The sequence below is a fragment of the Bradyrhizobium sp. genome, from assembly GCF_019242285.1.
Lineage (GTDB): Bacteria > Pseudomonadota > Alphaproteobacteria > Rhizobiales > Xanthobacteraceae > Bradyrhizobium.
Window position 1 is genome coordinate 1 of the sequence record NZ_JAFAVV010000520.1, and the last position, 11,272, is coordinate 11,272.

Genomic DNA, 11,272 nt, shown 5'->3' on the forward strand with positions numbered 1-11,272 from the left:
CCTGCAGTTCTTCGTCGAACGCGAGTCTGCCACGGGATTGCGAGAACAGGTGCACACTCGGCGTGAAACCGCCCGACATCAGCACGAGATCGCAGGCGATGGTCTCCGCCGGGCCGCCCGATGTCGGCGCAAGCTGCGCCGAGTTGACGCGCAACCGCCCGCCGGTCCCGGCAACGCAGGTGGCGGCGCGCACTTCGATGCCGGCATCGCGGGCCTGCGCAACCCACGCCCCCTGCGGCTCGGGGCGCAGATCGGCCACGACGGCGATCTCAACGCCGGCGGCCTTCAGGTCCAGCGCCGCGCGATAGGCGCTGTCGCAGGCGGTGAGGACGACGGCGCGGTTGCCCGGCCGCACGCCGTAACGGTTGACATAGGTGCGCGCCGCCTCGGCCATCATGATGCCGGGGCGGTCGTTGCCGGGAAACACCAGAGGGCGCTCGATGGCGCCGGTCGCCAGCACGACCTCGCGCGCACGGACCTGCCAGAGCCGTTCACGCGGCCATTTCGTGTCTTTCACTGCGAGATGATCTGTCACGCGCTGGCTCAGGCCGAGGAAATTGTGCGGATACCAGCCGAACGCCGTGGTGCGCGGCAGCAGAGTCACGTTGGCGCTCGCGGCCAATCCCTGCAGCGTCGTCGCGAGCCAGTCGGCCGCGGAAGCCCCGTCGATCATGGCCGCGGTGTCTGCCAGCAGCGTGCCGCCCATCTCGGCCTGCTCGTCGCAGATGATGACTTTTGCCCCCGATCGCCCCGCCGCAAGCGCGGCGGCCAGCCCGGCGGGCCCAGCCCCCACCACGAGCACATCGCAATGCGCATAGAGCTGCGTGTAGCGATCCGGATCGGGCTCGCGCGGCGCCCGGCCAAGGCCGGCGGCGCGGCGGATCAGCGGCTCGTAGAGCCGCTTCCAGAACGAGCGCGGCCACATGAAGGTCTTGTAGTAGAAGCCCGCGGGGAGGAAGTCCGCGAACATCTCGTTGATGCCGCCCAGATCGAAAGACAGCGAAGGCCAGCGGTTCTGGCTTTCCGCCACGAGACCGTCATGGAGCTCGACCTGGGTGGCGCGGAGATTCGGCGTCCGTCGCGCCTCGTCCGTGCCGACCGCGACCAGCGCGTTCGGCTCATCGGCGCCCGCCGTCAGGATGCCGCGCGGCCGGTGATATTTGAACGAGCGGCCCACGAGATGCACACCATTGGCGATCAGCGCGGACGCCAGCGTGTCGCCGGCAAAACCGGCATAGCGCTTGCCGTCGAAGGTAAACGCGAGCGGCTTGCCGCGATCGATGCGGCCGCCGCTGGCGAGCCGGTAATGGCCCCTCATGGCGACGACCCGCTCTGGCCAGGCGGCTTCTCGCCGGCCTTGTAGGTCGCCACGATCGCGTCGGAGACGGTGTCGCGCTGCGCGTTGAAGACGCGCCCGCAGCCATGGACATGGCGCCAGCGCTCGGCGTGCAATCCTTTCGGATTGTTGCGGAAGTAGAGGAACGCTGCCCACTGCTCGTCGTCGAGGCGCGTAGGGTCCGCGGGCCGCGCGATATGCGCCTCACCGCCATAGGAAAATTCCAGCTCGGGCCGCTCGCCACACCAGGGGCATTTGATCAGGAGCATCACGCGCCTCGCCGCTAATGCGCCACGGCGGCGGCCGCCGCCTCGTCGATCAGCACGCCCTCGCGGAAACGCTCGATGGTGAAGGGTGCGTTGATCGGATGCGGCGCGTCCTTGGCGATGGTCCAGGCGAAGACGTCGCCGGACCCGGGCGTCGCCTTGAAGCCGCCGGTGCCCCAGCCGCAATTGACGTAGAGCCCGGGCACCGGCGTCTTGGCGAGAATCGGCGAGCGGTCCGGCGTCACGTCGACGATGCCGCCCCAGTTGCGCAGCATCCGCAGGCGCCGGAACACGGGCACCAGTTCGCAGATCGCATCCAGCGTGTGGGTCGCGATATGCAGCGCGCCGCGTTGCGAATAGGACGTATAGGCGTCGGTGCCCGCGCCGATCACCATCTCACCCTTGTCGGATTGAGAAATATAGGCGTGGATGGTGTTGGACATCACGACACAGGGAAATGCCGGCTTGACCGGCTCGGACACCAGCGCCTGCAACGGAAAGCTCTCCAGCGGCAAACGCACGCCGGCCATGTTCATGATCACGCTGGTATGGCCGGCCGCGACCACGCCGACCTTGTTCGCGCCGATGAAACCGCGCGAGGTTTCGACGCCTTCGATCGCGCCGGACGCGCCGCGGCGGATGCCTGTCACCTCGCAATTCTCCAGGATATCGACGCCGCGCGCGGAGGCCGCCCGCGCGTAACCCCACGCCACCGCGTCGTGCCGGGCGGTGCCGCCACGGCGCTGCAAGGCGCCGCCGAGGATCGGGTAGCGCATGGCACGATCGATGTTCAGCGGCGGGCAGAATGCCTTGCATTGCTGCGGCGACAGCCATTCATTGTCGATGCCGTTGAGGCGGTTGGCGTGCACATGCCGCTTCAGGCTCTGGATGTCGTGCGTGTTGTGCGCCAGCATCAGCACGCCGCGCGGCGAATACATCACGTTGTAGTTCAGCGCCTGCGCGAGATTTTCCCAGAGCTTGACCGCGTGCTCGTAGATCGCAGCGCTCTCGTCATGGAGATAGTTCGAGCGGATGATGGTGGTGTTGCGGCCGGTGTTGCCGCCGCCGATCCAGCCCTTTTCCACCACCGCGACGTCGCGGATGCCGTGCCGCTCGGCGAGATAGAAGGCGGTGGCGAGGCCGTGACCGCCGCCGCCGACGATGACGACGTCATAGCGCGGCTTCGGCTCGGGCGAGCGCCACTGCCGCTGCCAGCCCGCCTGGCCGGATAGCCCCTCGCGCAGCAAGGCAAATGCAGAGAATTTTCTCATTGCGGCCCGTTTCGATGACGTCCGACATTACCGCGATCGGAGCGAAATTGGCCAGCATCCCTCCGTCAGGGCCGTTGGATAAAGGCGACATGGGCCGGTGCGGCCTTGTCAAGCCGAGCCGTGCAAGGCAGTGAAGGGTCGGATTGAACGCGATTAACGGACGGCAACGCGATGGACACGACCAGGAGCGACGCACTGCTCAAGCTGCTCGAAGACAAGGGCATCCCCGCGCCGACCATCGAGCATCCGCCCGTGTTTACGGTAGAAGAATCGAGGAACCTGCGCGGCAAGATCGCAGGCCTGCACACCAAGAACCTGTTCCTGCGCGACGCCAAGAAGAACTACTTCCTGTTCGTCACCGACGAGGACGCGGTGATCGACCTCAAGGCGCTGGGCAAGCAGATCGGCGCCAGGGGCAGATTGTCGTTCGGCTCGGCGGAGGCGCTCAGGGAGATGCTCGGCATCGAGCCCGGCTCGGTGTCGCTGCTCGCCGTCGTGAACGACACCGGGCACCGGGTCGAGCTCCTGCTCGACGACCGGCTCGGAGCCGCGAGCGCCGTCAATTGCCATCCACTCGTCAACAGCCGGACGACTTCACTCTCGCAGGAGGCGCTGGCCAAATTCCTGGCTGCGACCGGCCGCATCGCACGCTACGTCTCGCTGGCCGCAGAGAAGATGAGCCGGGTTGAACCGCCTCACTGCAGATAGGGCCGCCGCTCGTGATGCAGGAAGCCCGCCCCCTCGCCGGCTTCGGGCTGCAAGGCCGGCGCATTCGCCGCCTCGGCCGCGGCGACGACATTGCCCGCGATCTTGCGACGCTGAATGATGGCGCGGATCGTCGCCGGGCTTTCCTTGCGCAGCACCGAGGGCGGGCAGCCGAAGGTGGCGCGGAACAGCCGGTTGAAATGCGACGGATCGGCGAAGCCGCTTTCGGCAGCGACTGCGGTGATGCTCTTGCTGGAGTTCGCGAGCAGCCACAGGCCGTAGTAGATTCGCAGGTCGCGCGAGAATTCCTGGATGCTCTTGCCCGCGACCTTGCGGAACAGGCGCTCGAGCTGGCGCTTCGACAGCCCGATCGAGGACGCGATCTCCTGCACCTTGGGCGGCGTCGACAGGTTCTGCTCGATCATCAGCATCGCGCGCTTCACCCGCGCGTCCGCGACGAGGCCGACGCCCGGCGGCTGCGGCTGGGCATCGAGCGCCGATCGCGCCTTGTCGGTCAGCATGATGTGCAGCGCCTTCTGTGCCCGGCCCGGGCCGAGATGACGCTCCACCATCCAGGCGCCGAGATCGAGCGCGGCGATGCCGCCGGCGCAGGTGATGAAATTGCCATCAATCACGAAAAGCTGGTCGGCCACCGGCATGATGCTGGTGAAGCGCTCGGCGAAATCGAGGAAGTGGTACCAGCTCACGCAGCATTTCCGCCCGGCGAGGAGCTGCGCCGCAGCCAGCGCGAAGCTGCCGGTGCAGACTCCGGCGACGGGCACATTGGCCGCGGCGGCATCCTGCAGGAACTTCAGCATTGCGGGATGGTATTCCATGCCGTCGTACAGGAGGCCGCCGACCACGACGATGTAGTCGAACCGCTCCGGCTGCGAGAATGTCTCCCACGGCACGACCTGGAGGCCGCAGCTCGCGTTGATCGGATTGAGGTCGGCGCCGAGCACGCTCCAGGAGCAGCGTTCCGGCCGGCTGCGATCCCCTTCGTCGGCGGAAAGCCTGAGCAGATCGACGATGAGAGAAAAGGCGACCAGCGTGAAATTCGGCAACAGCACGAAACCGACTGAAAGCGACGTATTGCCTGCCCTGCCCGCCGCCTTCGGGCCCGGTTCCCCCAGCTTGCCCCTACGCATGACTCTAGCTCCGTTGCAGCGAATCTTAGCAGCGTTTGACGCCGGCACAACGGCCAGATTTCACATCGCCTCCCTGATATTCTCGCGACGGTCCCTCGCGAGCAGGCGTGCCGCAAATGTACCATCCGAGAGCCGCATGCGTTCTATGCGGAAGCTCCCGTCGGAACGATACTTTCCATGAACGGCCGAGCCGGCTCGGCCTCGAGGAGCCATGATGTCCATAGACCTGCATGCGAAGTCGATCGTTATCGATGGCCTGATCATCTCGGACTTCGACCGCGCCGTGTTCGAGGATATGCGCAAGGGCGGGCTCACTGCCGCGAACTGCACCTGCTGCGTCTGGGAAGGATTTACCGAGACCATGCGCAACGTGATGCGCTGGAAGCAGTGGATTCGCGACAACGCCGACCTGATCACCCAGGTCTACACCACGGCCGACATCCGGCGCGCCAAGGCCGAGAGCAAGACCGGCATCATCCTCGGCTGGCAGAACCTGAGCGGGATCCAGGATCAGCTTGGCTATCTCGGCCTGTTCAAGGAGCTCGGCGTCGGCATCATGCAGATCGCCTACAACACGCAGAACCTGGTCGGCACCGGCTGCTACGAGAAGAAGGACGGCGGTCTCTCCGATTTCGGGCACGAGGTGATCGCCGAGATGAACCGGCTCGGCATCCTCTGCGACCTCTCCCATGTCGGCGCCAGGACCAGCGAGGACGTCATCCTCGCCTCGAAGCAGCCCGTGGCCTATTCGCACTGCCTGCCGTCCGGGCTGAAGGCGCATCCGCGCAACAAGAGCGACGCGCAGCTCAAGTTCATCGTCGACCACGGCGGCTTCGTCGGCGTCACGATGTTCCCGCCGTTCCTGAAGAAGGGCCCGGCTTCGAGGGTCGACGATTTCGTCGAGGCGATCGAGTACGTGATCGATCGCTGTGGCGAGGAGAATGTCGGCGTCGGCACCGACTTCACTCAGGGTTATGGCCGGCCGTTCTTCGACTGGATCACTCATGACAAGGGTTATGCGCGCAAGCTCACCGACTTTGGCGAGGTGATCAATCCGGAGGGCATCCGCACCATCGGCGAATGGCCGAACATCACCGCGACGATGGCACGCCGCGGCTGGACGACTGCGCGGATCGAGCGCGTGATCGGGCTGAACTGGCTGAACCTGCTGCGCACGGTGTGGGGGGCATGAGCATGGCAAAACCCGCAATCGACATTCAGGTGGATGAGGCGACCGGCCGCTGGTCGGTGGATGCGCTGCCGATGATCCTGGTGCCGCAGCATTTCTTCCTCAACAATCATTACGCGGTCGAGGCGGTGCTGGGGCCCGGGAAGCTCGAAGAGGTCTTGCGGCCGGCGGGCTACCGCTCGGCCTATTTCTGGTGCGAGAAGGAAGCGGCCTTTCACGGCCTCGATGGCGCGGAGGTCTTTCGGCACTATCTGCGACGGCTGTCGCAGCGCGGCTGGGCCCAGTTCGAAATCGCCGAGCTGTCACCCGAAGCCGGCACCGCCCGGATCGTCGTGCGTCATTCGGCGCTGATCGATCCGGTGCATGTGCGAGACAGGCGCAAGTGCTGCTACATGTTCTCGGCCTGGTTCGAGGGCGCGCTGGACTATGTGACGGAGAAAGCCGCGCGCAAGGGCAAGGCGCAGGCGACCGAGCTCTATTGTGCCGGCGAAGGAAACCACGATCACTGCATGTTCGAGGTGGCGCCGGCGTGAGGTGCAACAATGAATCCGCAGCGCGTAGGGTGGGCAAAGGCGCGGCAGCGCCGTGCCCACCATTCTCTCGACAGCATTGGTCTTGAATGGTGGGCACGCTTCGCTTTGCCCACGCTACGCATTTGGATAGTGCATCCGACCCCTCACACCTTCTCACCCCGCTCCATCGCGAGCTCGGCCTTGAGGCTGTCGAGATCGCGGTAGATCGAGGCCACCGCGAGCACGCGGCCGTTCCGCCTGTAGCGCAGCAGGCAGTCGCGGGCGGCGATGTTACCGTCGATTGCGATCTCGTCCCATTTTTCGGCATGGCCGACATAGTTGATCGGGACGTCGTAGTGCTGGCTCCAGAAGAACGGCACGGCATCGAAGGCCTCGCGCGCACCGAGCATATTGCGCGCGGCGGTCTGGCCCTGGCGCTCGGCCACCACCCAATGCTCGACGCGGATGTTCTCGCCGGAGTGCGGATCGGGCCAGCGCGCGATGTCGCCGGCAGCATAAATGCCGGCTACGCTGGTCTCGAGGTGAGCGTTCACGGTGACGCCGCGATCGATCGCGAGCCCCGCCTGCTCCGCCAATGCCAGGCGCGGCTTCACGCCGACCCCGACCACGACGAGGTCGGCTTCGAGCGTGCCGCCGCTCTTCAGCGTGGCGCGCCTGCCGTCGATTGCGGTGACGGTGTCGCCGAGATGGAAGACGACGCCATGCTCCTCGTGCAGCCGGCGGACGAAGTCGCCCATGTCCGGCCCGAGGATGCGCTCCATCGGCCGTGCCTCCGGCGCCACCACATGGACCTCGATCTCGTGGGCGCGCAAGGAAGCGGCGACCTCCAGGCCGATGAAGCTCGCACCGATCACAACGGCACGCTTCGCACCCTTGGTCGAGGCGATGATGGCGTGGGAGTCGGCGACGGTCCGCAGCAGATGCACATGCGCTGTATCCGCACCGGGGATCGGCAGCCGCACGGGCTCGGCCCCTGTCGCCAACAGAAGGCGATCGTAGGTCATGGCCTTGCCGCCGTCCAGCACCACCTGCCGCGCCTTTGCATCGATCGATGCGACATTGGTGTTGAGCCGTAGATCGATGTTGACCTCGTCATAGAACTCATCCGGGCGCAGCGGCAACCAATCCTCCGGCGCACTGCCGGCGAGATAATCCTTGGACAGGTTGGGCCGGTCGACCGGCGCCGCGCCATCATTGCTCAGCATCGTGACCTCGCCGCCAAAGCCTTCGCGCCGCAGCATCTCGGCCGCGGCGAAACCGGCGGCGCCGCCACCGACGATCACGATCCGGCGCGGCGCATCGGCCGCCGCCTTCCTCGGCTTCGCCGCTTCCTGCTTGCGACGGACGAAGATGCGGCCGCCCTCCTGCTCCACCTGCCAGACTGACAACGGCGACAGCGCCGGCGCACGGACCGCTTCGCCGCTGCGCAAGCTGAAGCAAGCGTGGTGCCATGGGCAACGGACGCTGTCACCGGTCACAAGGCCATCGGCAAGCGGTCCGTGATAGTGGCTGCAATAGGCGTCGATCGCGAAGATGTCCGCGCCGGCGCGCACCAGCAGCACGTCATCCTTGCCGACATGACCGAGCAGCTTGTCGTTGTTGAAATCCTTGGCTTCGACGCCCTGAACTAGGTCCGGACCCGCGGGCTTCCTCTCTTCCGCCATCTTGGTTCCTCCCTCGAAAGCCGGCGGAATAGTGCCATGCGGAACCTCCGCCGCAACACACCAAAGCGTGGGTGGAGCGATCGGTTCCCATGATCAGGCGGCCCAGGTCGGGAATCAGCGCAGCAGCCCGTTGTCGCCGGCAATGTCGTGAGAGAGGACGCGAGAGCGGAATTTCCAGGCGCCGCCGTGCCTTACCACGACGTCCTCATAGGTCCCGGCGACGGTCGGCGTGGGGCCAGCCGCCTTGTCGAGAATGACCAGGAAGTTCGAGATCACGCTCGCATCGTCGCCATCAAGGCGGATGATGATGTTGGTGGTGAAATGCTTGCGACGGGTGCCGGCCGCGGGCGGCGGGACGATGCTCGTCAGCAGCGCCTCGATCTGCGCCGGGCCGGTGGCGCGGCCATTGCGCGACACCCACTCGCCGCCGTCGGTGAACAATTCGCCAAGCTCGCGCAGCCGGTAGCCGTCGAGCCGGAAGCAATACTCGGCCAACAGCTCGCGGATCGCGTCCTTGTCCTCCAGCATCGCGCGCATGTCCGGCTTCCTTTCATTCCGCCATGGCCGCGGCGCCAGCCACGGTTGAGGCGTCCGCAGCGATCGGCTGCCTCCCTTTTTCGATTGTCTCCTCGAAAGGGATATCCCGGCGACGATCGCCGTCGCAAGCATGGCGGGCGTAACCCTGACGTGCGACCCTGCGCTCGCGGCATGACAATGGTTGAGCTGCGCACACGTCCGGTGGAGATAAGCTCAACCGGGCGGTCGGGCGGACCCCGATGTGTCTGCGGCGACTCTCAGCCGATGTCGAACTTCACGCCCTGGGCGAGCGGCAGCGCACGGCCGTAGTTCACCGTGTTGGTGGCGCGGCGCATATAGGCCTTCCATGCATCCGAACCGGACTCGCGGCCGCCGCCGGTCTCCTTCTCGCCGCCGAACGCGCCGCCGATCTCGGCGCCCGACGGCCCGATATTGACATTGGCGATGCCGCAATCGGAGCCGCGCGCGGAGAGGAATGTCTCCGCCTCGCGCAGATCATTGGTGAAGATCGAAGACGACAATCCCTGCGGCACGGCGTTGTGCAATTCCAGCACGGCGTCGAAATCGCGGTAGCCGATCACGTAGAGGATCGGGGCAAACGTCTCCTGCGTCACCGTCGCGGTCTGTTTCGCGATCTCGACCAGCGCCGGCCGCACGTAATAGGCCTCGCCATGGCCGCCGACATTGACCCGCTCGCCGCCGAACACGATGCCGCCGGCGCGTTGCGCCTCGGCCAAGGCCGACTGCATCGCCTGATAGGCCATGCCGTCGATCAGGGGGCCGATCAGGATGCCGTCCTGCAACGGGTTGCCGACGGTCACGGATTCATAGGCCTTCTTCAGCCGCGGCACGAAGTGGCCATAGACGTCCTCGTGCACGAACAACCGGCGCAGGCTGGTGCAGCGCTGGCCGGCGGTGCCCATTGCGGCGAACGCGACCGCGCGCAAGGTCAGATCGAGGTCGGCGCTGGAAGCTACGATCGCCGCGTTGTTGCCGCCGAGCTCGAGGATCGCCCGCGCAAATCGCGCGGCGAGTCGTGGCGCGACCGCCCTGCCCATCGTGCAGGAGCCGGTCGCGGACACCAGCGGCACGCGCTCATGCCCGACCAGCACCTCGCCGACCTTGCGGTCGCCGATCAGGACGGTCGACAAACCGTCCGGCACGTCGCCGCCTTCGTTGCGCAACCGCGCCACGGCGCGCGCGAACAGGGCGTCGGTCGCGAGCGCGGTGAGCGGCGTCTTCTCCGACGGCTTCCAGACGATGCTGTTGCCGCAGACCAGCGCCAGCGCCGCGTTCCACGCCCACACCGCGACCGGGAAATTGAACGCCGAGATGATCCCGGTGACGCCGAGCGGATGCCAGGTCTCCATCATCCGATGCTCGCCCCGCTCGGTCGCGATCGTCAGCCCGTAGAGCTGGCGCGACAGGCCGACCGAGAAGTCGCAGATATCGATCATCTCCTGCACTTCGCCGAGCCCTTCGGAGCCGATCTTGCCGGCCTCGATGGAGACCAGCTTCCCGAGCGCCGCCTTGCTCGCACGCAGCTCCTCGCCGAAGCAACGCACCAGTTCGCCGCGCTTCGGCGCCGGCACCATGCGCCACTTCAAGAAGGCCGCATGCGCCCGGTCGATCGCTGCATGCGCCTCCGCCGGCCCCGATTCGGCGACGTGGCCGACCACCTCGCCCGTGATCGGCGAGCGTGCGGCACGTGCGCCGCCGGTGGTGAGGGAGGGCGCGACGCCGAGCGCGCCGAGGATATCGGCCACCTCGCCGGCCAGCCTTGTGGTGCGTGTTTCGGACATGACGAGCCCTCCGGAATATTCTGCGCCTACGCGTCCAGCACGACATCGGTGACGGGTACGGCGCGACAGGCGAGGCAGGCGCCGTCCTCGACATCGTCGAGCGGCAGGTCGTAGGCAACCTGCCCTTCCAGAACCGGCAGCAGGCAGCTCTCGCATTGGCCGACACGGCAGCCGGTCGGCACGCGTACGCCACAGCGTTCGGCGAGGTCAAGCAGCGAGCCCACCTGCGGCGTCCACTGCAATCGGCGGTCGGACCTGCGAAACACCACGCTGTGCGACGCTGCGCTTCGCTCTGCGGCCACCGGCCGCGGCGAGACGAAACGTTCCTGAAAGACCTCGAAGGCCGGCACGCCGCTCGCGCGCAGGCCCGCGGACAACGCTGCCATCATCGCGTCGGGACCGCACAGGTAGAACCTCGCGCGGCGCCGGATCAGGCTCTCCTCGATGGCGGTGAACTCCAGGCGTCCGGCGCGATCATAGTCCACGCCCAGCCGGTCGGACGCCACCGGGCGGCTATAGAGCGTCACGATGCGAAGCTCCGGCCTCGCCACGGCCAATTCGCGCAAACGGGCGGCGAAGGCATGGCGCATGCGCGACGGCACGACGTAATAGAGATGAATCTCCGGCCGCTGCGCCTGCGTGGCGAGCGTTTCGAGATAGCTCATGAACGGCGTGATGCCGATGCCACCGGCCAGCAGCACGACCGGAAATTCATTCGCCAGCGGCAGCAGGAATTTTCCGGCCGGCGCCTGCGCCAATAGCGTCTGCCCGGGTCTGGCCGCGGCCAGCAGCGGCGAGACGATTCCGCCTGCCACGGTCTT

The 11,272-nt window shown here is 66.7% G+C and carries 11 protein-coding genes; 3 read left to right on the forward strand and 8 right to left on the reverse strand.

Annotated features, from left to right (window positions below; translation table 11 throughout):
- The 3 genes from JOY90_RS20620 to JOY90_RS20630 all read right to left on the reverse strand — a co-directional run.
- Positions 1 to 1,318, reverse strand: a 1,318-nt coding sequence (locus JOY90_RS20620) for a 2Fe-2S iron-sulfur cluster-binding protein (protein ID WP_291692950.1), incomplete at its 3' end; no start/stop codon positions are given.
- Entirely contained in the window at positions 1,315 to 1,605 is a 291-nt protein-coding gene (locus JOY90_RS20625; RefSeq protein WP_291692951.1) for a sarcosine oxidase subunit delta, read from the reverse strand. The genes JOY90_RS20625 and JOY90_RS20620, both read right to left, overlap by 4 nt.
- A gap of 14 nt (positions 1,606 to 1,619) precedes the next feature.
- Positions 1,620 to 2,873 carry a sarcosine oxidase subunit beta family protein gene (locus tag JOY90_RS20630; RefSeq protein ID WP_291692952.1) on the reverse strand — a complete coding sequence of 418 codons (1,254 nt, stop codon included), beginning with the start codon at positions 2,871 to 2,873 and terminating at the stop codon, positions 1,620 to 1,622.
- Between the two features lie 171 nt (positions 2,874 to 3,044).
- On the opposite strand from JOY90_RS20630, the gene JOY90_RS20635 reads away from it, so the two are divergent.
- On the forward strand, positions 3,045 to 3,581 hold the full coding sequence (locus JOY90_RS20635) for a prolyl-tRNA synthetase associated domain-containing protein (RefSeq protein WP_291692953.1): 537 nt from the start codon (positions 3,045 to 3,047) through the stop codon (positions 3,579 to 3,581).
- On the opposite strand, the gene JOY90_RS20640 is transcribed toward JOY90_RS20635, so the two are convergent.
- Positions 3,569 to 4,726, reverse strand: coding sequence for a GlxA family transcriptional regulator (locus tag JOY90_RS20640; RefSeq protein WP_291692954.1), 1,158 nt, complete (start codon positions 4,724 to 4,726; stop codon positions 3,569 to 3,571). The two genes, JOY90_RS20635 and JOY90_RS20640, sit on opposite strands and share 13 nt — an antisense overlap.
- 211 nt (positions 4,727 to 4,937) lie before the next feature.
- On the opposite strand from JOY90_RS20640, the gene JOY90_RS20645 reads away from it, so the two are divergent.
- Both JOY90_RS20645 and JOY90_RS20650 read left to right on the forward strand, forming a co-directional pair.
- Entirely contained in the window at positions 4,938 to 5,918 is a 981-nt protein-coding gene (locus tag JOY90_RS20645; protein WP_367276974.1) for a dipeptidase, read from the forward strand.
- 2 nt (positions 5,919 to 5,920) lie between these two features.
- Positions 5,921 to 6,448, forward strand: a complete 528-nt coding sequence (locus JOY90_RS20650) for a DUF5943 domain-containing protein (RefSeq protein ID WP_291692956.1) — start codon at positions 5,921 to 5,923, stop codon at positions 6,446 to 6,448.
- Positions 6,449 to 6,591: 143 nt separating this feature from the next.
- Here the strand turns inward: JOY90_RS20650 and JOY90_RS20655 are convergent, their stop codons facing one another.
- From JOY90_RS20655 to JOY90_RS20670, 4 genes are all read right to left on the reverse strand, one after another.
- Positions 6,592 to 8,112 (reverse strand): FAD-dependent oxidoreductase, encoded by a 1,521-nt coding sequence (locus JOY90_RS20655; RefSeq protein ID WP_291692957.1) that lies wholly within the window; start codon positions 8,110 to 8,112, stop codon positions 6,592 to 6,594.
- A 114-nt stretch (positions 8,113 to 8,226) separates the two neighbouring features.
- Complete coding sequence (locus JOY90_RS20660; RefSeq protein WP_291692958.1) at positions 8,227 to 8,649, reverse strand: nuclear transport factor 2 family protein; 423 nt, start codon at positions 8,647 to 8,649, stop codon at positions 8,227 to 8,229.
- A 257-nt stretch (positions 8,650 to 8,906) separates the two neighbouring features.
- The gene (locus JOY90_RS20665; RefSeq protein WP_291692959.1) at positions 8,907 to 10,451 is read right to left on the reverse strand and encodes an aldehyde dehydrogenase family protein; all 1,545 of its coding nucleotides are present in this window, start codon (positions 10,449 to 10,451) and stop codon (positions 8,907 to 8,909) included.
- A gap of 26 nt (positions 10,452 to 10,477) precedes the next feature.
- On the reverse strand, positions 10,478 to 11,272 hold a 795-nt coding region (locus JOY90_RS20670), incomplete at its 5' end, for an iron-sulfur cluster-binding domain-containing protein (protein ID WP_291692960.1).